Annotated in this window: 22 protein-coding genes; 16 read left to right on the top strand and 6 right to left on the bottom strand. The window is 73.7% G+C overall.

Annotated elements, in window-relative coordinates:
• The first annotated feature begins 352 nt into the window (after nucleotides 1–352).
• From ACSTA4_RS11155 to ACSTA4_RS11145, 3 genes are read left to right on the top strand one after another with little or no spacing between them, the layout of a single operon-like run.
• Nucleotides 353–1864: a cytochrome P450 gene (locus tag ACSTA4_RS11155; RefSeq protein ID WP_444963464.1), complete on the top strand. Its 1512-nt coding sequence runs from the start codon at nucleotides 353–355 to the stop codon at nucleotides 1862–1864.
• 55 nt (nucleotides 1865–1919) lie between these two features.
• A complete protein-coding gene (locus ACSTA4_RS11150; RefSeq protein ID WP_444963463.1) occupies nucleotides 1920–2324 on the top strand; it encodes a four-helix bundle copper-binding protein in 405 nt (134 codons plus the stop codon).
• 31 nt (nucleotides 2325–2355) lie between these two features.
• Entirely contained in the window at nucleotides 2356–2700 is a 345-nt protein-coding gene (locus tag ACSTA4_RS11145) for a hypothetical protein (protein ID WP_444963462.1), read from the top strand.
• Nucleotides 2701–2793: 93 nt separating this feature from the next.
• On the opposite strand, the gene ACSTA4_RS11140 is transcribed toward ACSTA4_RS11145, so the two are convergent.
• The 5 genes from ACSTA4_RS11140 to ACSTA4_RS11120 all read right to left on the bottom strand — a co-directional run bounded on the left by ACSTA4_RS11140 (nucleotide 2794) and on the right by ACSTA4_RS11120 (nucleotide 5844).
• A complete protein-coding gene (locus ACSTA4_RS11140) occupies nucleotides 2794–3255 on the bottom strand; it encodes a PPOX class F420-dependent oxidoreductase (protein WP_013152396.1) in 462 nt (153 codons plus the stop codon).
• A gap of 115 nt (nucleotides 3256–3370) precedes the next feature.
• Nucleotides 3371–4021 carry a hypothetical protein gene (locus ACSTA4_RS11135; protein ID WP_444963461.1) on the bottom strand — a complete coding sequence of 217 codons (651 nt, stop codon included), beginning with the start codon at nucleotides 4019–4021 and terminating at the stop codon, nucleotides 3371–3373.
• 83 nt (nucleotides 4022–4104) lie between these two features.
• Nucleotides 4105–4275 (bottom strand): hypothetical protein, encoded by a 171-nt coding sequence (locus ACSTA4_RS11130; protein WP_378806092.1) that lies wholly within the window; start codon nucleotides 4273–4275, stop codon nucleotides 4105–4107.
• Nucleotides 4276–4369: 94 nt separating this feature from the next.
• The gene (locus ACSTA4_RS11125) at nucleotides 4370–5323 is read right to left on the bottom strand and encodes a GNAT family N-acetyltransferase (RefSeq protein ID WP_444963460.1); all 954 of its coding nucleotides are present in this window, start codon (nucleotides 5321–5323) and stop codon (nucleotides 4370–4372) included.
• Between the two features lie 149 nt (nucleotides 5324–5472).
• Nucleotides 5473–5844, bottom strand: a complete 372-nt coding sequence (locus tag ACSTA4_RS11120; RefSeq protein WP_444963459.1) for a VOC family protein — start codon at nucleotides 5842–5844, stop codon at nucleotides 5473–5475.
• An 81-nt stretch (nucleotides 5845–5925) separates the two neighbouring features.
• Between ACSTA4_RS11120 and ACSTA4_RS11115 the strand changes: the two genes are divergently transcribed.
• The 11 genes from ACSTA4_RS11115 (at nucleotide 5926) to ACSTA4_RS11065 (ending at nucleotide 16347) form a co-directional block, all read left to right on the top strand.
• Complete coding sequence (locus ACSTA4_RS11115) at nucleotides 5926–6387, top strand: MarR family winged helix-turn-helix transcriptional regulator (protein WP_444963458.1); 462 nt, start codon at nucleotides 5926–5928, stop codon at nucleotides 6385–6387.
• 290 nt (nucleotides 6388–6677) lie between these two features.
• Entirely contained in the window at nucleotides 6678–8192 is a 1515-nt protein-coding gene (locus ACSTA4_RS11110; RefSeq protein WP_444963457.1) for an FAD-dependent oxidoreductase, read from the top strand.
• A 276-nt stretch (nucleotides 8193–8468) separates the two neighbouring features.
• The gene (locus tag ACSTA4_RS11105) at nucleotides 8469–9194 is read left to right on the top strand and encodes a DsbA family protein (RefSeq protein ID WP_444963456.1); all 726 of its coding nucleotides are present in this window, start codon (nucleotides 8469–8471) and stop codon (nucleotides 9192–9194) included.
• An 86-nt stretch (nucleotides 9195–9280) separates the two neighbouring features.
• Nucleotides 9281–10504, top strand: coding sequence for an outer membrane protein assembly factor BamB family protein (locus tag ACSTA4_RS11100; protein WP_444963455.1), 1224 nt, complete (start codon nucleotides 9281–9283; stop codon nucleotides 10502–10504).
• Nucleotides 10505–10562: 58 nt separating this feature from the next.
• A complete protein-coding gene (locus ACSTA4_RS11095; RefSeq protein ID WP_013152389.1) occupies nucleotides 10563–10931 on the top strand; it encodes a BlaI/MecI/CopY family transcriptional regulator in 369 nt (122 codons plus the stop codon).
• On the top strand, nucleotides 10928–11887 hold the full coding sequence (locus ACSTA4_RS11090; protein ID WP_444963454.1) for a M56 family metallopeptidase: 960 nt from the start codon (nucleotides 10928–10930) through the stop codon (nucleotides 11885–11887). Before ACSTA4_RS11095 ends, ACSTA4_RS11090 begins: the two co-directional genes overlap by 4 nt.
• Nucleotides 11888–12133: 246 nt before the next feature.
• Entirely contained in the window at nucleotides 12134–12982 is an 849-nt protein-coding gene (locus ACSTA4_RS11085; protein WP_444963453.1) for a DsbA family protein, read from the top strand.
• A complete protein-coding gene (locus tag ACSTA4_RS11080) occupies nucleotides 12975–13889 on the top strand; it encodes a cytochrome c biogenesis CcdA family protein (protein ID WP_444963452.1) in 915 nt (304 codons plus the stop codon). Before ACSTA4_RS11085 ends, ACSTA4_RS11080 begins: the two co-directional genes overlap by 8 nt.
• A gap of 46 nt (nucleotides 13890–13935) precedes the next feature.
• Nucleotides 13936–14382, top strand: coding sequence for a hypothetical protein (locus ACSTA4_RS11075; protein ID WP_444963451.1), 447 nt, complete (start codon nucleotides 13936–13938; stop codon nucleotides 14380–14382).
• Between the two features lie 176 nt (nucleotides 14383–14558).
• Nucleotides 14559–15338, top strand: a complete 780-nt coding sequence (locus ACSTA4_RS11070; RefSeq protein ID WP_444963450.1) for a MerR family transcriptional regulator — start codon at nucleotides 14559–14561, stop codon at nucleotides 15336–15338.
• A 4-nt stretch (nucleotides 15339–15342) separates the two neighbouring features.
• Nucleotides 15343–16347, top strand: a complete 1005-nt coding sequence (locus tag ACSTA4_RS11065) for an arsenic resistance protein (RefSeq protein ID WP_444963449.1) — start codon at nucleotides 15343–15345, stop codon at nucleotides 16345–16347.
• A 34-nt stretch (nucleotides 16348–16381) separates the two neighbouring features.
• On the opposite strand, the gene ACSTA4_RS11060 is transcribed toward ACSTA4_RS11065, so the two are convergent.
• The gene (locus tag ACSTA4_RS11060) at nucleotides 16382–17122 is read right to left on the bottom strand and encodes a MerR family transcriptional regulator (protein ID WP_444963448.1); all 741 of its coding nucleotides are present in this window, start codon (nucleotides 17120–17122) and stop codon (nucleotides 16382–16384) included.
• Between the two features lie 313 nt (nucleotides 17123–17435).
• Between ACSTA4_RS11060 and ACSTA4_RS11055 the strand changes: the two genes are divergently transcribed.
• Both ACSTA4_RS11055 and ACSTA4_RS11050 read left to right on the top strand, forming a co-directional pair.
• On the top strand, nucleotides 17436–18092 hold the full coding sequence (locus tag ACSTA4_RS11055) for a hypothetical protein (protein ID WP_444963447.1): 657 nt from the start codon (nucleotides 17436–17438) through the stop codon (nucleotides 18090–18092).
• 109 nt (nucleotides 18093–18201) lie between these two features.
• Nucleotides 18202–18819: a stage II sporulation protein M gene (locus ACSTA4_RS11050; RefSeq protein WP_444963446.1), complete on the top strand. Its 618-nt coding sequence runs from the start codon at nucleotides 18202–18204 to the stop codon at nucleotides 18817–18819.
• The last annotated feature ends 240 nt before the right edge of the window (nucleotides 18820–19059 follow it).

Below are 19059 nucleotides of genomic sequence, written 5' to 3'. Positions count from 1 at the left end.
GGGGGCGTCCCGGCCCCGAAACGGCCGGACCGGTGGGGCCGAACGGCGCACGGCGACCCCGTAAGTCACAGAAGTCCCATGCGTCCCCGTTCGGACACGCCCGGACCGGGGCAGGGGACGGAGTAGAGCCTGGAACCGGCAAGTGAGCGGCCAAGGCGGAGAAAACCGGGTCCGGAAGGCCCGCACCTCACCCGGGCCGGGAACACGGTAACCGGATCACCGGCACTCATGAGGGCCGTGGGACCCGCGGGAGCCATGAGAGCTGCGGGGACCGGTACGGAGCCGGAACCGCAAGGGCCCGAAGCCGAGAACAGCGATCCACCGGAGCGAACCGATCGAGGGGACGGTCTCGATGCCCACAGAACACCAGGAGGCGCACCGGCGACAGGGAGCGCACCCGCCGCAGGACGCGGGCTCCCGGCCGGAGGCGGAACTCCGGCGGGGGGCGCGCCGCCCCACCGCCGCGGAGGCGGCGCGCGTGCTGTCCTCGGTTCTGCTGCCCAACCTGGCGCGGGGCGTGATCGTGCGCCGCCCGCTGATGACGGGCCTGGTCGCAGGTCTGGACGCCGACCGCAGGGCGGTCTCGCTCCTGCGGGGCCTGCGCGAGCGCCACGGCGACGACCCGCTGCCGCTGCGCCTGGCGGGACGGCGGCTCGCCCTGGTCCTGTCCCCGGAGGACGTGGGCCGCCTCCTGCGGGAGACGCCCGAACCCTTCTCCCCCGGCGGCATGGAGAAGCACGGCGCGCTCTCCCACTTCCAGCCGCACGGGGTGCTGGTCTCCGATCACGACGCCCGATCCGGGCGCCGCGCGGCCAACGTCGCCGCCCTGGTGCCGGGCCAGACGATCCACCCCGACGGGGACGTCGTCGCCGGGCAGGCGGACGACGAGGCGCTGGCGCTCAGGCTGGCCCTGCGCGGCGGGGAGGTCCTGGACTGGCGCAGGTTCGCCGACTCCTTCCACGCCATGGCCAGGCGCGTGGTCTTCGGCTCGTTCGCCGCGGAGGACCGCCGCACGACCGAACTCCTGCACGCCCTGCGCTCGCGCGCGAACTGGGCCTACGCGGCCCCGACCGACCACGCGGCGAGGGAGGAGTTCCTCGGGCGGGTGCGCGCCAACATCGAACGCGCCGAACCTGGCAGCCTCGCCGCCCGTCTGGTCGCGGGATCGGCCGCCGCGAAGTCGTCCGCCGGGTGCCCTCACGGCGGGGGCGGGGAGAGCGGGCGGGAGCGCGGCGCGACGGCCCCCGGCGGGAGCGGGCCCGGCGGGGAGGGCCAGGGCGCGGACGGTAAGGGCGGGGACGTACACCCGGAGGACCAGGTGGCGCACTGGCTGTTCGCCTTCGACGCGGCCGCCGTCGCCGCGTTCCGCTCCCTGGCGCTGCTGACCTCGCTCAGCCCCGGCGCCCACGCGGCCCGCGAGGAGGCGGACGGCCGTGAGGGGCTCGACCTGCCGCTGCTGCGGGCGACGGTGCGCGAGTCGGTGCGGCTGTGGCCGACCACGCTCATGGTGATCCGGGAGAGCACGCGGGAGACGGCCTGGCGGCAGGAGGTGTTCGAGGCGGGAACGGCCTTCCTCATCGCGAGCTCCTACTTCCACCGGGACTCCTCCCGGCTTCCGTACGCGGACGCGTTCGAGCCGGAGGTCTGGCTCGACGGGCGCGCCGAGGCGGAACCGGGGATCGTGCCCTTCAGCTACGGCCCCGCCGGGTGCGCGGCGCGCGACCTGGTGCCGCTGACGGTGTCGCTGTTCCTGCGCGCCCTGCTCCGGGGCCGGGACCTGACCCGCGTGGACGCGGGCGGGCCGCTGCCCGCGTCGGGACTTCCCGCCTCGCTGAACCACTTCGCACTGCGGTTCACGCTCTGAAGGTCCCGGTCCGGTCCCGCCCCGGGTCCGGACCGGAAACGTTCGAGGAGGAGTCATGAGCGTCGTCGAACAGATGCTGGACACCCGCTCCGGCCGCCGGGGCGACGGTGTCGAGGAGAAGGTGCGGGCCTGCATCGAGGCCTGCGGGACGTGCGCTCAGGCGTGCGTGCTGTGCGCGGACTCCTGCCTGGCCGAACGGGCGGTGGCCGACCTGGTCGCCTGCGTGCGCCTGGACCTGGACTGCGCCGACGTGTGCGAGTCCACCCAGCGGGTGCTCTCGCGCCGGACCGGGGAGGACGACACCCTCGTCCGGACGCTGGTCAAGGCGTGCGCGGAGGCCTGCCGCCTGTGCGGCGAGGAGTGCGACCGGCACGCCGCCCGGCACGAGCACTGCTGGGTGTGCGCCGAGGCGTGCCGCCGCTGCGAGTGCGCGTGCCGCGAGCTTCTCGCGGCCCTGTGAGGGCCGCACCCCCAACTGAAGGAGGAAGGCGATGGAGTGGACGTCACCCGGCGCGCTGTTCGGAATCCTGATGGCCCTCGTGATCCCGATCGGGGTGATCCTCCTCGTGCTGTGGATCATCCGCAGGGACACGATCCGCAAGCAGGAGGCCGTGCGCTCGCCGGACTACTGGAAGGAGCGGCCCGAGGGCAGGCGGTACCCGACCGGCTGGGACAGGGGCAGCATGCCTGGCCTGGGGACCGCCCGGCCCGGGGAGGGAACCACGGGAGCCTCCTCCGGTGAGGACTGGAAGCCGCCGCCCGAGGGCGGGGATCCGCCGGACCGCGGGGCCGCGCCTCCGGACGACGACTGGCGGCCGCCGCCCGCGGGGCGGTGACCCGGAGGCCGCGGCGGCCGGGCTGCCGGGTTCGGGCCCGGGTCCGGTCGGCGGAACCCCGTCCCGGGCCGGGGCCGCGCTCGGCGGTCGGGCTCAGACCCGGTCGGCGGGGAAGCCGCCGGTGGCGACCGGGCCCCACCGCTTCGGGGTGACGCGGACGAGGGACTTGCCCTGGCGGCGCATCGCCTCGCGGTACTCGTCCCAGTCGGGGTGCTCGCCGGAGATCACGCGGAAGTACTCGACCAGGGGCTCGACCGCGTCCTCCCCGTCGATGACCTCGGCCTCGCCGTCGACCTGGACCCAGGCGCCGTCGAAGTCGTCGGACAGGACCACGACGCTGACCCGGGGGTCGCGCCGGGCGTTGCGGGTCTTGGCCCGCTCGGGATAGGTGGAGACCACGATCCGGCCCTGGGTGTCGACGCCGCAGGTCACCGGGGAGGCCTGGGGCCCGCCGTCCGCGCGGCGGGTGATGAGGAGCGCGTGGTGGCGGGGGCGCACGAACTCCAGCAGGCCATCGAGGTCGACACGGGTGTTGGTGGCGATCGAAGGGCTCATCTTCTCGCTTTCGCTGTTCGCGGGTCCGCGCGCGCCTCGCGCGGACCGGGACAGCGTATCCGCCTGTGGGCGGGGTCGGTCGGGGCCGACGCGCGGTCCCGGACGGGGCCTCGGGTCAGTCGCGGCCGGAGTCGGAGCGGTCGCGGTCGGGCGGGGTGTGCAGCGCCAGGAACTCCCTGCTGCGCCGCCGGTGGAGGAGCCGCGCCGGAAACATGAGGCACGGGATCAGGACACAGGCGAGGGCGATCGTCCCCAGCAGTGCGCGCGGAAAGTCCAGTGTCCCACCGGAGGGCAGCGCGAGGGCGCCCAGGGCGCAGGCGGCCGCGACGAGGGCCGCCACCGCCACCGGGATCTTCACGGAGGGGGCGTTGAGCACCTGTTCGGCCTGGAGGGCGGCCACACGGTTGGTTTCGGGGTCGGCGCCGGGCCGACCGAGGATCAGCCGCTCGGTGGCGGCGCGCAGGGTCTCGGGGGCGATGGCGGCCTGCACCGCCGGGTCGCGGGACACCCGCGGTCGCGGCGGGGTGGTGAACAGGGCCATGGACGAGCCGAAGAACGCGCCGAAGCCGACCCCGTACAGGAGCGAGGTCCACGGGTCGGAATCGCGCAGTAGGAAATGGGCGAGGCCCATGACGCAGCCGAAGGAAAGGCCCTGGTAGAGACCGTAGAAGACCTTCCTGCTGCGTTCGCTCCGGTTGGCGCGGAGGCGGAGACGGGTGAGGGGGTCCCGCGGTTCGGGAGCGGCGTGCGCGGAGGGGTCGCTCATTCGGGGAGCCTATCCATTCGCCGCGCGGACAGGCCGGTCCCGGAGCCGCCGTCGGTCGGTGCGGCCCCGGGACCGTGGCCGGTTCACTCCCTGCCGAAGTCCTCGCGGCTGAGGTCCTGCTCCTCCATCCTGTCCTGGAGCTCGGCCTCCAGTTCTCCTCGGGTGTCCGGCTCGCGGGCGTCGTCGCTGTGATCGGCGTCGACGACCTGGTCGGTGTCCGTGGTCTTGGGCCTGGACTCCTCCGGAACGCTCATGTCCGGTCTCCTCCCTGTCGGATGACTGGCCCGCCCCTACCCGAGGACACCAGGGACCACACGCCCATCTCATGCATCAGGAGTCACACGGACGTCACTTCTCGGTCGCGGCCTTGGCGAGCGGCGCGTCGCGCACGAGCATCCGGAACCCGACGCCGTAGTACAGCCCGCGCGCCTCGGGGTGCCCCGGCGCGCCCAGGCAGGCGACCGTCGCGTGGGTGGCCCCGGCCGCCCTCGCCAGGTGCATCCCGTGCAGCAGCATCGCCCTGCCCAGCCCCAGGCGCCGGTAGTCCGGATGCGTGCCGACCGGCTCGAACTCGACGGCCCCGTTGGCCTCGTCGAGCCACATGATCGTCGAGGACGCCATCGTCCCGTCCGGCGCCTCCACCAGGACGTGCAGGTCGCCGCGGTACCCCGGCGTCCGCCGGACGCCCCGGTAGGCCTCGGCCGTGTACGCCGAGGGTGCCCAGGCGTCCAGATGGGCCCGGACCGCGGCTTCCGGCCCGGCCTCGTCGGCGGTGCGGAACCGGAACCCGGTCGGCAGCACCGGCTGTTCCACGTCGGTGAGGTCGCGTTCGTTGAGCTGGGTCCAGGTCCCGTCGTCGCCGAGTGATTCGGGGTCGGTCCCGTAGCCGTGCGCCGCCCACCGTTCCAGGGCGAACCCGTCGGCGGCGCTGGGCAGCACCGTGCGTTCGAGGCCCGCCGCCGTGGCGTCGTACCAGGCGATCACCTCGTCGACCAGTTCGGCGTGGTCGGGGTGGACCTGGTGCATCAGGTAGGCGCCGGTGACGTCCCTGACCGAGCCGTCGCTCAGCCTCACCCGGCGCGGAAGGCGGACCCAGCCCCACGCCACCAGTTCCCCGCCGGAGAACCACAGGCGACGCGGCCAGGTCGCGCCGTCGCTGGCGTGCCCCCTGCCCCAGTTCCAGGCCAGCTCACCGAACGAGGCGTCGCTGTTCACCAGGTCCGGGCGGATCGCGGTGACGCGCTGCGCCAGCCCCTGCATGAGCCGCACGTCCGCGGCGGTCACAAGTTCGGAACTCGTCATGGTGCGCCACTGTGTCAGGACGCCGCGAAGCCGTCGAGCGGTTTTCCGTGGCCGCCGAACGCGGAAGTCAGCAGTGGTCGCGCCCCATCCCCGCGCACGGGGAGCGCACCACCCATCGCCGACACAGCCGGGCCGGACATCGAACGCGGTCAGCCTCCGTGGACGGTGAGCTGGTAACCCTCGGGGCCGGTGAAGGTGAACTTCGGACCGAAGGGGCTGTCCTGCACCGGACCGGCCACCTCGACCCCCGCCTCGACGAGCCGCGCGTGCAACTCGACGGCGTCGTCGGTGCGCAGCCACAGCACCACGCCCAGGCCCGGGGCACGGTCGCCGGTCAGGTCGGTGCCCGGGAGCGGCTCCCGGACGGCGAAGGGGATCGGAGCGGTGGCGAAGACCACCGCGTGAGGCGGGGAGACGGGGGCGCGGCGCAGGCCGAGGTGCTCCTCGAAGAAGGCCGCGGCGGCGGGCACGTCCGTGACTTGCAGGGCGACGAAGTCGGGGCCCTCGACGGTGGCGGTCATGACTCCTCCAGGGATTCTTATGTCAGGACTTTGACATAGGCGACTGTAGGCGACCGCCGCCGCTTATGTCAAAATACTGACATGGAAGATCGGACACCCGTCCCGCCGCCGCATCCGGCCCGGGACGTCACCGAACATGTGGGATACCGCCTCAAACGCACCTCGTCCGCTCTGCGCAACGCCATGGACAAGGCGCTGCGCGAGCACGGGCTGACCGTTCCGCAGTACTCCTGCCTGGAACTCCTCGACCAGCGGCCCGGACTGTCCAACGCCGACCTCGCCCGCGGCACCTTCGTCACCCGGCAGTCCGCCAATGTCGTCCTGCGTGGTCTGGAGGGCTCCGGTCTGGTCACCCGGCCGGTGTCCGCGGAACACGGCCGCACCCTGCCCGTGCACCTGACCCCGGCGGGTCGGGAACGCCTGCACTCCGCCCGCAGAGCCGTCTACGCCGTCGAGGAACGCATGATCAGCGGTGTTCCCGCAGGCCGCCTGGCGACGCTGCTCACCGACCTCGACGCCATGGCCGACGCACTCGGTGACTGACCAGACGGCCTTCCCCAACACGGGGTCCCGGGCACTGGTCACACCAACATCCCGGACCGCGGCTTCGGCGGCGACACCGCCCGGTCGGCTTCAGCGGTGTCGCCGGGGGACTCTCCGGAATGGATTCCGGTTGGTTCGCCGTCCTCCCTCCCCCGGTTCTGAAAGTGGCACGGGCCAACGCCCTTCCCAGGACCCCGGCGGTAGCGACCGGGAACGCTGGGTAGCTGGTGTAGGCGCTGTCCGTCGCACGGGGGCCGACGGCGTCTGGACCTGAACGGGAGGGGCAGAGGATGCAGCACAGGAGCGTGTGGACGGTCGTGGAGAACCGACCGGAGTTTCCCCGTCTGGACCAAGACGTGGAGGTCGACGTAGCGGTGGTGGGAGGCGGCATCGTCGGGCTGACCACGGCGCTGCTGGCGCGGCGGGCCGGTGCGGGCAGCGTCGCGGTGCTGGAGGCGGGGCGCCTGGGACAGGGCACGACGGGGCACACCACCGGCAAGGTCACCTCCCAGCACGGGCTGGTCTACGCGGGGCTGGTCGACCGCTACGGCCAGGATCGGGCCCGCGTGTACGCCGACGCCAACCAGGCCGGGGTGGAACTGGTCGCGGAACTGGCCGGTGAGTACGGCATCGACTGCGACCTCACCCGCGCGCCCGCCGTGGCCTACACCCGTGACCCCGAGCAGCGCCGGACCCTGGAGGAGGAGGCGGCCGCGGCCCAGCGCCTGCGCCTTCCGGCGTCGCTGGTGGAGACGACCGACCTGCCCTTCGGGATCGAGGCGGCGGTACGGTTCGACCACCAGCTGCACTTCCACTCGGGCCGCTACGTCGCCGGGCTGGCCGAGGCGCTCTCGGCGGCCGGCGGTCAGGTGTTCGAGCACACCCGCGTGCTGGAGGTGGATGAGGACCGGGACGGCACCGTGCGCGTGCGCACCGACGACGCGACGGTCCGCGCAGGCTCCGTGGTGGTGGCGACGCTGTTGCCGATCAACATGATCGGGGGGTACTTCGCCAGGACGCGCCCCTTCCGGTCCTTCGGGCTGGCGGCTCGGCTCCACGGTCCGGCGCCCCAGGAGATGGCGATCTCGATCGACTCGCCCAGCAGGTCCACACGCCCGTGGCTGGACCGCGGCCCCAACGGGCTGATCGTGGTGGGCGGCGGTCACGAGGTCGGCACCGGGCAGGACACCCGGGCGTTGTGGGACGACCTGGAACAGTGGACCAGGTCCACCTTCGACGTGGATGCGGTGGAGTACCGCTGGTCGGGCCAGGACTACACCACGGCCGACCAGGTGCCCTACATCGGTCGTTCGTCGATGAACGACCGGATCCTGGTGGCGACCGGGTTCAACAAGTGGGGCCTGAGCAACGGCACCGCCGCCGCCGTCATCCTGAGCGACCTCCTGCAGGGCCGCGACAACCCCTGGCTGGCGATGTTCGACGCGACCCGCGTCGGTGACGCCAAGGCCGTGGGACGGCTGATCAAGGACAACCTCAAGGTCGGTGCGGACATGGTCGGCGGACACCTGGGCCGACTGCGCCCCCACCACGGCAGCCACCTGGACCGGGGTCAGGGCGGCGTCATCGAGATCGACGGCGACTCCGTAGGCGCGTACCGCGACGAGCGGGGCGGGCTCCACGCCGTCAGCCTGAACTGCACCCACCTGGGCTGCCGACTGGCCTGGAACGCGGCGGAGACCAGCTGGGACTGCCCCTGCCACGGCTCCCGGTACGACACCGACGGCAGCGTGCTCAACGGCCCGGCGGTCACGCCCCTGCCCACCGTCGATCTCGACGACGCCTGACGTCCACAGGGGCATCCCGAACGCGCACGAATGGGGGCTTCCCCGACGGTCACGGCGGCGGGGAAGCACGCGCGGGCGCGCTCACCCCGGACCGGAGCGGGCGCGGGCCGAAGCGCCCCGAGCAGCGCCCCGGGCGTCGGCGTCCCCGTCGACCGGTCCCCGCCCCGCCCGCGGCTCGGCGCGCACCGGAGCCCGGCCCGCCGACGGACGTTGTTCTATCCTGAATAGAATAAAAACTATCGTCCATAGAAGCTACCGCGTGCGAGGCCCCCGACCATGTCCGAGCCATCCCGACGCAACAGCGCCCCGGCCCTCCTGCTGGCCGGGGCCGCCTGTGCGCTGCTACTGCTCACGGCCCTCTTCGTGAACGCCGAGGGCTCCGGGGCCGCGGGCTCTCCCAGCGGGACCGCCGCCGACACGGTCAGCGAGGAGACACGGGCCGCGGGAGAGGAACTGGCCCGCCGGAACCCGGCCGACCCGCACGCGATGGGGGCCGCCGACGCCCCGGTGGTGCTCATCGTCTACTCCGACTACCTCTGCCCGTTCTGCGCCGACTGGGTCCACCGGACCCAGCCCGAACTGGTCGGGGCCTACGTCGACCCGGGGCTGGTCCGGATCGAATGGCGCGAGTTCCCCTACCTCGGAGAGGGCTCCCGCCTGCTCGCCCGGGGGGCGGTCGCCGCCGGGAACCAGGACCGCTTCTGGGAGTACCACGCCCGCGTCTACGCCGCCCCGGAGGACTTCACCGGCGACGCGGACGAGGTGCGCGCGAGCATGCGCGGCGCCGCCGGGGAAATCGGCCTGGACACCGACGCCTTCGCCCGCGACCTGGACTCCGCCGGGGCCGCGGCGGCCGTGGAACGGGACTTCACCGAGGGGCAGGACATGGGGATGAGCGGCGCACCGGCCTTCCTCGTCAACGGCGACCCCGTGCTGGGCGCCCAGCCCCTGGAGGCCTTCACCGACAGCATCGACGCTGCACTGCGCGCGGCCGGGCGGTGACCATGACCCCCCTCCAGACTCCCGGACGGCCCCTGCCCCGCCGGAACGCCCCCGGACCGGGCCGAACGCGACGGTCACGCAACCCGGTGCGCACGGCCGCCGCGGCGTGCCTGCTGCTGGTGCTCACCGCCTGCGGCAGGCCCGAACTCGCCGCTCCCCGGGACGCACGGCCCCTGGACGAACCGCCCGCTCCCCCGGTGGCCGTGGACGCCGCGCGCGTCCCCGGCGTGCTCGGCGACCGGGGGCTGTGGACCTCCCCCTACTCCTCCGAGCCCAAGGCCACCGACGACGGTTTCGTCGGTCTGGTCGCCGACGACGGGGGCGGGGACCTGCGCTTCCTCGGGGTGGACGCCCGAGGGCGCACCCGCTGGTCGACGCCGCGCAACCCGAGCTGCACGGGGTTCACCACGACCCGCGACGGCCGGGGCGGGGAGCTGGTCGTACTCCTGGACAGCGACGCCGCGCCCGAACGCGGCCTGTTGGCCGCCACGGTCACCGCCGCGGCCTACGACCCCTCCACCGGGCGTAGGGTCTGGGGGCCCACCGAGGTGCCGGGCACGTGGGTGGGCCCCGGCCTGGTCTTCGCCCGGGTCTCGCACACGGTCATGAGCGAGGAGACCGGTCCCAAGGTCGCCCTGGCCGCGGACACCGGGGCGGTGGCGGCCGACGAGGAGGACGGTGACGCGGTGCTCCACGAATACCAGGGAACCCTCCTGGTCCACCGCGACGGCGGGCTCCGCGCGATCGACACCTCCTCGGGCGAACAGCTGTGGCGGGGTGCCGGACTCCCCGTCCCCGACTCCCTGGCCCACGAGCCGGGAGAGAGCACCCTGACCTACGGCCGCCGTCCCGCGAGCGACTCCGCCGGGCTCGTGACCCTGCGCTGGGAACGCGGCGGGGCGGCGGTGTACACGGTGCACGACATACGCGACGGCCGCCTCCTGGCGGAGCTGTCCTCGCACACCGAACCCGTCACGATCGGGGACGGCTCCGGGCGCGCGGCGGTCGCGGGCGTCTCCGCGGCGACGAACGCGCCCGTGCTCCTGGGCCGCGGGGGACCCTCCCAGGAAGAGCTCTGGTCGGTGGGGGCCCGTTCCGGCGAACGCCCCGTGCGCGTCGTCGGCGGCCTGCTGTACACCGCCGCCGACGACGGGAACCGCGTCCTGTCCACGGCCGACGGGCGGCCCCTGGAGGAGGGAGCGTGGGAGATCCCCGTGGCGGGGCCGGAGCGCGGCCCGGTACTGGTGGAGGCGGGCGACGGCGACGGCTCCTACGTCGCCGTGGCCCGCTCCGAGGCCGAACGGGACTGAGAGGGGGCACCACTATGCTGAACCCGATCCGCGCGGCGAAAGGTGGGACACGGTCGTCATGATTCCTGGACTCGGACCGTTGGAGGCGGCGGTCATGGAGGTCCTGTGGGAGGCGTCCGAACCCTTGGCGGTGCGGCAGGTGCGCGAGCGCCTCACCGACCACGCGACCGCCTACACCACCATCTCCACCGTTCTGGAGAACCTCAGGCGCAAGGGGTGGGTCGACCGCGAACAGCTCGGCCGCGTGTGGTTCTACCGCCCCGTGCGGGACCGTTCGGCGCACGCCGCCGACGTGATGCACGAGGCGCTGACCGGCAGCCGTGACTCCGAGGCCACGCTGCTGCGGTTCGTGGACGGCATGAGCCCCCAGGACGTGCGCGCCCTGCGCACCCTGCTCGACGGCCTCCCTCCCGAGGAGGAGGCGTGATCTGGCCGTTGGCCGCCGTCTGCTCTGTCGTCGCACTCGGCGTCAGAGGGCCGGACCTCCTGCGCCGCGCCTCCCGCTCCTGCGGCCCCGGGCCGGGGGCGATGCTGGCGCTGTGGACCCTGGCGACCGCGGTCTGGACGGCCTCCTGCGCGGCTCTGGCAGCCGTGTTCGCAGCCGAACTCCTGGGGCCCTCGGTCAAGGCCGTCCTGGCCGCGTGCCTGAGCGTGTTGCAGGCCCTGGAGCGCGGCAACGCCGGGTGGGGCGTGGGCGTCAGCGCCGCGCTGGTCCTGGCGGCGGCGCTGCGCCTGCTGTGGACGGGAGTGCGGCGCGGGAGGGCGGGCAGCTCCTGGAGGCGCTCCCACCACCGTGACCTGCTCTCCCGCGCGCGGCGCCGCCTCCTGCACGGTCAGCGGGTGTGGCTGGTCGACTCCGCCGAGAGCGGGGCCTACTGCGTCCCCGGCGCGCGGGGTGGCGTGGTCATCACCCGTGGCGCCCTGGCGGTGCTGAGCGGGCCCCAGGTACGCGCCGTCCTGGCCCACGAGAGGGCCCACCTGCGCCAACGCCACCACCTCGTGGTCGGGTGGGTGCGCCTGCTCGACTCCGCCTTCCCCCGGGTCCCCCTCTTCCGGGCGGCGGCGTCCGAGGTGCCCGTCCTCGTGGAGTGGGCCGCCGACGACCGGGCCGTGCGCGAGGTCGGCGTGCGCCCGCTGGTGCACGCCCTGGGAGCCCTGGCGGAGGCCGGTCGGAGCCGTTCCCCGCAGGTCCTGTCCATCGGCGGCGCCTGTCCGGTCGACCGGGTCCGGCGCCAGGTCGCACCGCTCGCCGGATGCCGACGGTGGAGGACGCGTGCGCGCACCGCGCTGGTCGCCGCCCTGGTCTCGGCTCCCCTGGTGATCACGGTCGCCTCGGCGCTGGCCGGGGTCCTCCTCCCGTACTGCGACTGCGCGGCCTACTGACTCCTCCGTCCGCGGTCCGCACCGGAAGGCGCCCCGGCCGCCCCGACCGGAGCACACCCGGTGCGCCGTGCCCGTCCCCGCGCGCGGCTCTCTGGGGGCGGTCCACGTGCTTCCCGGTCGGGGCCACCGCCGCGGGCCCGCCCCCGAGGAGACACCGCTCACCGTTCCCCGCACGCTTCTTCTATCCGGCATAGAAACTGTACTAAGCTGGATAGAAACAGCGTGAGTCGACCGAGGGGCACCCACATGTCCAGCTCATCCGGGTCCGTACCCGGCCACGGGAAGAAGCAGGTGAACGCCCGGCCCTCGCCGGGCGCGGAGCGCGGGCGGGGGCGCACCCCGGACGGGGGCGGCGGCGGTTCCTGGCGGGGCCTCCTGTTCGCCGGCCTCGCCCTGGTGGTCGTCGCGGGTCTGCTCGTGGCCAACCGGGCCATGGACGACCGTGCGCGGGAACCGGCGGCGCGGGAGCCGGCGGCCGACTCCGCTCCCCACGCCGCCGGAGCCGACGGCCAGACCCCCGACCAGCGGGAGTTCGGGGCCCTGCTGGCCCGCCGGGACCCCGGGGACCCCGCCGCGATGGGCGAGGTCGACGCCCCCGTGGTCATGGTGGCCTACTCCGACTACAACTGCCCCTACTGCGGCCGCTGGGCCCGGGAGACCCAACCCGAGCTGATGCACTACGTCGAACGGGGGGACCTGCGCATCGAGTGGCGGGACTTCCCCATCATCACCGGTTCCTCGGAGACGGTCTCCCACGCCGCCCGGGCCGCCGGGATGCAGGGCGGGTTCTGGGAGTTCCACGAGGCCTACTTCGCCCACGGGGAGAAGTTCGAGGGCGAGGCCCTCGAAGAGGTGCTGGACGGGATCGTCGCGGAGCTGGGCATGGACCCCGGGCGCTTCGAGGAGGACCGGCACGGCGACGAGGCCGCCGCGATGGTGAGCCGCGACTTCGCGGAGGCGCAGAGGATCGGGGTCACCTCCACCCCCGCCTTCCTCGTCAACGGCCAGCCCCTCATGGGCGCCCAGCCGCTCTCCGTGTTCGTGTCGGCGGTCGAGGACGCGCTGGCGGACGCCGGGAGGGACGGCGATGGCTGACGTCGGTCTCGTCGCGGCCCTGGCGGGCGGCGTGCTCGCCCTGTTCAGCCCGTGCAGCGCCCTGCTGCTCCCCTCCTTCTTCGGGTACGCGTTCCGCGACCCGCGCCGCCTCCTGGCCCGCACCGGCGTGTTCTACCTGGGCCTGTGCACCACGCTGGTTCCGCTCGGCGCGGGGTCGGCCGCGGTCAGCCGCCTGTTCTACGGAGAGCGCGAACTCCTCATCACCGTCGCGGGCTCGCTCGTCATCGCCTTCGGCGTGGCGCAGATCGTGGGCTTCGGGTTCTCCTCGCGGCTGGCCCAGCGCCTCCAGGGGCGCTTCTCCGGGCGCACGAACACCGTCTCGGTCTTCGGGCTGGGCGCGGTGTACGGATTCGCCGGTTTCTGCTCCGGGCCGATCCTCGGCGCGGTCCTGACCGTCGCGGCCACCGGCGGGCCCCTGCGCGGTGCCGTGCTCCTGGCGGTCTACGCGCTGGGGATGGCCGGTCCGCTGTTCGTGCTGGCGCTGCTGTGGGACCGCTACGACCTGGGAGAGAAGCGCTGGCTGCGCGGACGCGCCGTCTCCCTCGGCCCCGTACGCGTCCACACCACGAGCACGCTGTCGGGCCTGTTGTTCGTCGCCATCGGCATCGTGTTCCTGCGCTATGACGGAACGGCGTCCCTCTTCGGCGGCGTCGGGGCGTTCGACGACCAGAGCTACCGGGTCCAGGAGTGGCTCTTCGCCGTCGGCGGGGCGGGGATCGACGTGTTCGTCCTCGCCGCGGCCGGGATCGCCCTGCTCTCGGCGGGCGTCTGGCAGTGGAGCCGGTCGCGCGGGCCGAAGGGCTCCGAGGGGAGGGGCCCCGCTCAGGAGGGGCAGGAGGGGCCTGCCCGGGGCACGCGCTCCGAGACCGCCGGAGGAGGAGCGTGAACGCGCTGACCGGCGGGCGGACTGTTCAGCAGAGGATGACGAAGCGATGACGCGGTGGACGCACAGGCAGTGGCTGGTGGCGGCAGGCGGTTCCCTGGGGGCGCTGGTACTGCTGGGAGTGCCGACGGTGCTGTTGCCCAACAGCCTCTTCACCAGGGAGATCGAACCGACGTGGTGGTCCTATCCCGTGTGGGGCGTCACCGCCGTGCTGTGCGGCCTCCTGGCGGCCACCTACGTCAGGAACGGAAACTCCCCGGAGAGGGCCGATGAGGCCAGGAGCGTCACCGGCGTCGTCCTGACGTGGTTCGCCATCGGCTGCCCGGTGTGCAACAAACTCGTCCTGTTGGCCCTGGGCACCTCGGGCGCCCTGTCCTGGTTCGCGCCCCTGCAACCACTGCTCGCGGTCGCGGGCGTCGTACTGCTGTCGGTCGCACTCAGGACGCGCCTGAAGCAGGCCCGCGCGTGTCCGCTGCCCGCTGCCCCGGGCGCTTGAGGGGCGAGGCGACACGGATGCGGCGCGCGGCCCCGGCACCCGCACCCGGGGGTCGGCGGACGCGGCCACCGCCGTGGCCGGAGCGGACGGCGGTCCGGCCACGGGAAGCGCCGTCCACGGCACGTGCGCGTCCCGGGCTTGACCTTCGAGTCGACTCGAAGGTCTACCGTGTGCCCATGGTGTTGATGCGGGTCTCCGAACTGGCCGAACGCTCCGGCGTGGCGGCCACCACCCTGCGCTACTACGAGGAGCGCGGGTTGCTCCCGGCGCAGCGGTCTTCGGCCGGGTACCGCCTCTACGACGAGCGCGCCCTGGACCGGCTCACGTTCATCACCACCGCCAAACACCTGGGCTTGGCCTTGGAGGAGATCGGCGAGCTCACCGCACTGTGGGCGGCCCACCCCTGCTCGCGCGTCAAGGCCGCTCTGAGCCCGCGCCTGGAGCAACGCCTGGAACAGGCCCGCGCCCAAGCCGCCGAACTGGCGGACTTCCAGGCGCTGCTGCGCGCCGCGCACACCCGCCTGCACCAGCTCCCCGACCGCGAAGCCCCCTGCGATCCGGGGTGCGCCTTCCTGGCCGACCTGGCACCGCCGAGCCGGGCGACGCACCCGCGCGCCCTGCCCCTGGCCCAGACCAGCGGTGCCATCTGCCTGCTGGGGACAGGCGACCACGAACGCCGCCTGGACGCCTGGCGCGGGCTACTGACCGGGGCCGCCCACACTCAACGCACCCACGGCAGCTCCTGGAGCCTGCCTTCGGAGCGGGCCGGACAGGTCGCCGAGCTGGCCGCGGCCGAACAGCAGTGCTGCGCCTTCTTGGACCTGCGCATCGACTTCACCCCGCAGCGGGTGCACCTGCACGTGGGGGTCCACCCCGGCCACCGCCCCGCCCCCGACACCCCGGCCGGGCAGGCCGCCCGCCTGCTCGGCGCCCTCGTCCCCGTCGAGGAGAACTGACCCGATGTCGCTGGCCGAACGCCTCCAGAGCCTGTTCGTGGCCGTGGCAGCCGTGGCGGGACTGGCCGCGGGCCTGCTGCTGCCCGTCGGCCCGGCGGCCGAGCACGTGGTGCTGCCCGCCCTGCTGGCCATGCTCACCGCCGTGTTCGTGCAGATGGACGCCGCGCACGTGGGCGAGGTCGGGCGCGCCAGGACCCTGGTCGCCGTCAGCCTGGTGCTCAACTTCGTGTTCACCCCGGCCCTGGCCTGGGCCCTGGGAGCGGGGCTGCTCGGAGGCGAACCGGACCTGCGCATCGGTCTGCTGTTGCTGCTGGTGACCCCGTGCACGGACTGGTACCTGGTCTTCACCGCCATGGCGCGCGGGCACACCGGCATCGCCGCCGCACTGCTGCCGGTCAACCTCGTCCTCCAGCTCGCGCTGCTGCCGGTGTACGTGCTGCTGCTGGGCGGGCGGGCCGCCATGGTCGACGCCGCCACCCTGGCCGAGTCGGTCCTGCTCGTCCTCGTCGTCCCGCTGGCCCTGGCCGCGGTGCTGCGGTGGGTCTCGTACCGGTTCAAGGGGGCCGCCTGGCGCGAGCGGTACGTCACCGGACCGGCCTCGCGCCTGGTCCTGCCGCTGCTGTACGCGGCCGTGCTGGCGATGTTCGCCTGGCAGGCCCGCACCGTCCTGGAACACGGCGCCGACCTGCTCGCCCTGCTACCGCCGCTGGCGGTCTTCTTCGTGGCGCTGCCCCTGATCGCCACCGGCCTGTCCCGGCTGCTGCGCCTCCCGGCCGACCAGGGGGTCACCCTGGTCATGACCACCACGGCCCGCAACTCGCCCATCGCGCTGGCCATCGCGGTCGCGGCCTTCCCCGACCGGCCCCTGATCGCGGTCGCGCTGGTGGTGGGACCGCTGGTGGAGCTGCCCGTGCTGGCCCTGCTCGCGCAGCTGGTGAGGGTCCGACGGCCGGCCGCGAACGGGTCCGCTCCGGCCCGGACCCGCCAGGGGTACGGGCACGAGCGCTGACCGCCCCGGGCTCCGGGCCACCCCCGACACCGCGTCAGGGCGCGTCGCCGCCCCCGCCCGGAGCCTCCTCCCGGAGGAGGTCGCTCAGACGCTTCAGCACCCGCAGCTGCGCGGGGTTGTACAACTGCACCATGGCCTCGGCCATCGTGCGTTCGGCGCGCTCCGCGCCGCCCGGCGCGTCACCGGCGGGGTCGGCCGACCACGGGTTCTCCTCACTCCGTCTGCGCACGACCGGCAGCATGCGCGCGGCGAGGCGGTCGATCGCGTCGTCGTCGGCGTCCTCGGGAAGGGCCTCGAACTCCTCGTCCGTCTCGTCGGGGTCGTTGATCAGTTCGCGGAACTTCTCGACGGACTTCTCGCTGAGAACGGTCGAGTAGACCATCAGCAACGACCGCTGCCGGTCGGAGAACTCGTGGGAGACCGGCGCGAACGCGGGGGGAACGTAGGCCGGTGCGCGGTGGCGCAGGATGACGGCCAGCTCCGCCCGCACGCGGTTGAGCCGGTCGACCGTCGCCTCCAGCTCCTTGTCCAGCACGCGGATCGCCTCGTCCGGGTCCTCGTCCGCCCGTCCCATCGACGCCACCTCCGACAGCGGGACGCCCAGATCGCTCAACCGCTTGATCTGGAGCAGACGGACCAGGTGCGGGACCTGGTACTGCTTGTAGCCGTTCGCCGTCCGCTCCGGCACGTCCAGCAGGCCGACCTCGTGGTAGTACCGGACGGCTTTCACCGTGGTGTTGGCCAGCTCGGCGAGCTGCTGAGTACTCCAGGCCACGCGATGCCTCCTCCTCCGCCGCGACCGCGGGCGGCGCCGCGCCCCACGCGGACACACAGTCCACACCCTGCCCCGGGGGCAGGGTCAAGCGGCGTCCCCTCGTTCGCCCCCGTTCGTCCGCCGTCCCCGACACCGGACGGCTCCCCGGCTTGACCCTGCCCCGAGGGCAGCCTCTGGAATGGGGACGAACGCCGATCGTGACCGGTTCGCGACCGAGCATGCCGGGTGCGCCTCCAGCGGCGACGGGCATGCGGCGGTCCCGGTTCCGCGCCAGGTCGGCCACCGGCCCTCACGAGTGGACAGGGAGCCCGAAGTGATCAAGGAACGCCGACGGCGCGAGGCGGCCAAGCGGGTCAAGGACGGGAACGGCCGTCCGCTCAAACGCTTCCGCTGGTGGCAGCCGCTCTCCCGCGCCCTGTTCCACCTGCACCTGACCGACGGAGACGGACACCGCGCGGTCTACTCCGTCGACGTGCCCTACTGGCAGCGGGTCATGACCGAGGACGGCAAGGGCAGGGCTCACCTCTACCTGGACGGCAGGCACCACCTGGAGTCCACGCTCCCGGCGGTCCTCCCGGTGCCGGGAGGGGCGGTCGAGGTGGAGTCGACGGCCTTCGGACTCAAACGCTGCCACTACGTGACCGCCGGGGGCGACGAGCGCCAGCTCGTTCCGGACGAACGCTCGGCGGAGGGCCGCCGCGCCCGCCTGGACCGCGAGCACCCGGCGCTGAGCCACCTGGTCAGGGCGGTGTCGCTGGTCCTGCTGGTCGTGCCGATCCTTCTCGTCGTCCCGCAGATCGCCGAGGCGGTCTCGCGGGTGCCGCCGGTGGCCGAGCGCTTCGGCACCTTCACCTCACCCGTCGACCTGCCGCTATGGCTCAACGTCGCGCTCGGGCTGTGCGCCTCGACCTCCAGCGTGGAGCGGGCGACCCGGCTGCGCTGGAACGCGTTGCTGGACGGCAGCGGCTGACCGCCGACGCCGCGGGCGCGTGTTCGCGCGGCGCGGCGCCGAGTACCGCGAGCCCCGGCGGCTCACCCGACCCCATCGAACCGACCCCGTCGAACACGGAGCCAGACACATGCGAAGCCTTCGCAAGCCCTTCCGGATCATCCGCGCGAACCTCGGCGCCTACCTCGTGATGAACGCGATCGCCTACGGCGTGTTCCTCGTCGGCATGGGGGCGGCCCTGGCCTTCCCCGAGCTGAACGCCGCCCAGGTCGGTTCCCAGCAGGAGGACGGGACGGCCGACCTGGTGGGTGAGCTGTTCGCGAACCCCTGGCTGTTCGGCCTGATCATCCTCGGGGTCAACGTGCTGACCGTCGCCGTGCTGAGGATTCTGCTGCCCTCGATGATCGTGCCCTTCGCCGGGATACCCCTCTTCGCCTACAAGGCGTACGAGACCGGCGTGATCCTCGCCCCCGTCGACGCGGCCACGGCCACGCTGATGATCCCGCACTCGCTGGCGGTCCTCATCGAGTTCCAGGCCTACGCCCTGTTCATGCTCGGCGCCTACCTCGTCGGAAGGGCCTGGCTGCACCCCGCGGCGGTCGGCGCCCCCGACCGCCGCCGCGGCTACCTCCACGGCCTCCGGCAGGCCGGCTGGTTGAGCCTGCCCGCGCTGGCGCTGCTCGTCGTCGGCGCGGCCTACGAGGCCTTCGAGCTCGTCTACCTCGTCCCCCGCATGCTCGCGGGCTGATCCCGGAGCGTCAGCGGGACGGGGGACCACCAGCGGAGCACCCGGCCGCCCACGGCGACCGGGTGCTCGCGCGTCGGTGCCGCCGAGCCGGTCCCCGCCGTCCCAGGGGACGCCGGGCCACACCGCGCGACGGCTTCCCGGACGCCGGACGCGGCCGCCCCAGGGGACGCCGGACCACACCGCGCGACGGCTTCCCGGACGCCGGACGCGGCATGGTCGTCGTCCTCGACGCCCGCGCCC

This window comes from Nocardiopsis sp. M1B1, from assembly GCF_052466615.1.
This window is presented reverse-complemented; position numbering and strand designations above follow the sequence as displayed.

What these genes read in the sequence shown, in the direction of transcription:
- ACSTA4_RS11155 (WP_444963464.1), top strand. Translation starts at nt 353, where the DNA reads ATGCCCACAGAACACCAGGAGGCGCACCGGCGACAGGGAGCGCACCCG.
- ACSTA4_RS11150 (WP_444963463.1), top strand. Translation starts at nt 1,920, where the DNA reads ATGAGCGTCGTCGAACAGATGCTGGACACCCGCTCCGGCCGCCGGGGC.
- ACSTA4_RS11145 (WP_444963462.1), top strand. Translation starts at nt 2,356, where the DNA reads ATGGAGTGGACGTCACCCGGCGCGCTGTTCGGAATCCTGATGGCCCTC.
- ACSTA4_RS11140 (WP_013152396.1), bottom strand. Translation starts at nt 3,255, where the DNA reads ATGAGCCCTTCGATCGCCACCAACACCCGTGTCGACCTCGATGGCCTG.
- ACSTA4_RS11135 (WP_444963461.1), bottom strand. Translation starts at nt 4,021, where the DNA reads ATGAGCGACCCCTCCGCGCACGCCGCTCCCGAACCGCGGGACCCCCTC.
- ACSTA4_RS11130 (WP_378806092.1), bottom strand. Translation starts at nt 4,275, where the DNA reads ATGAGCGTTCCGGAGGAGTCCAGGCCCAAGACCACGGACACCGACCAG.
- ACSTA4_RS11125 (WP_444963460.1), bottom strand. Translation starts at nt 5,323, where the DNA reads ATGACGAGTTCCGAACTTGTGACCGCCGCGGACGTGCGGCTCATGCAG.
- ACSTA4_RS11120 (WP_444963459.1), bottom strand. Translation starts at nt 5,844, where the DNA reads ATGACCGCCACCGTCGAGGGCCCCGACTTCGTCGCCCTGCAAGTCACG.
- ACSTA4_RS11115 (WP_444963458.1), top strand. Translation starts at nt 5,926, where the DNA reads ATGGAAGATCGGACACCCGTCCCGCCGCCGCATCCGGCCCGGGACGTC.
- ACSTA4_RS11110 (WP_444963457.1), top strand. Translation starts at nt 6,678, where the DNA reads ATGCAGCACAGGAGCGTGTGGACGGTCGTGGAGAACCGACCGGAGTTT.
- ACSTA4_RS11105 (WP_444963456.1), top strand. Translation starts at nt 8,469, where the DNA reads ATGTCCGAGCCATCCCGACGCAACAGCGCCCCGGCCCTCCTGCTGGCC.
- ACSTA4_RS11095 (WP_013152389.1), top strand. Translation starts at nt 10,563, where the DNA reads ATGATTCCTGGACTCGGACCGTTGGAGGCGGCGGTCATGGAGGTCCTG.
- ACSTA4_RS11085 (WP_444963453.1), top strand. Translation starts at nt 12,134, where the DNA reads ATGTCCAGCTCATCCGGGTCCGTACCCGGCCACGGGAAGAAGCAGGTG.
- ACSTA4_RS11080 (WP_444963452.1), top strand. Translation starts at nt 12,975, where the DNA reads ATGGCTGACGTCGGTCTCGTCGCGGCCCTGGCGGGCGGCGTGCTCGCC.
- ACSTA4_RS11075 (WP_444963451.1), top strand. Translation starts at nt 13,936, where the DNA reads ATGACGCGGTGGACGCACAGGCAGTGGCTGGTGGCGGCAGGCGGTTCC.
- ACSTA4_RS11070 (WP_444963450.1), top strand. Translation starts at nt 14,559, where the DNA reads ATGGTGTTGATGCGGGTCTCCGAACTGGCCGAACGCTCCGGCGTGGCG.
- ACSTA4_RS11065 (WP_444963449.1), top strand. Translation starts at nt 15,343, where the DNA reads ATGTCGCTGGCCGAACGCCTCCAGAGCCTGTTCGTGGCCGTGGCAGCC.
- ACSTA4_RS11050 (WP_444963446.1), top strand. Translation starts at nt 18,202, where the DNA reads ATGCGAAGCCTTCGCAAGCCCTTCCGGATCATCCGCGCGAACCTCGGC.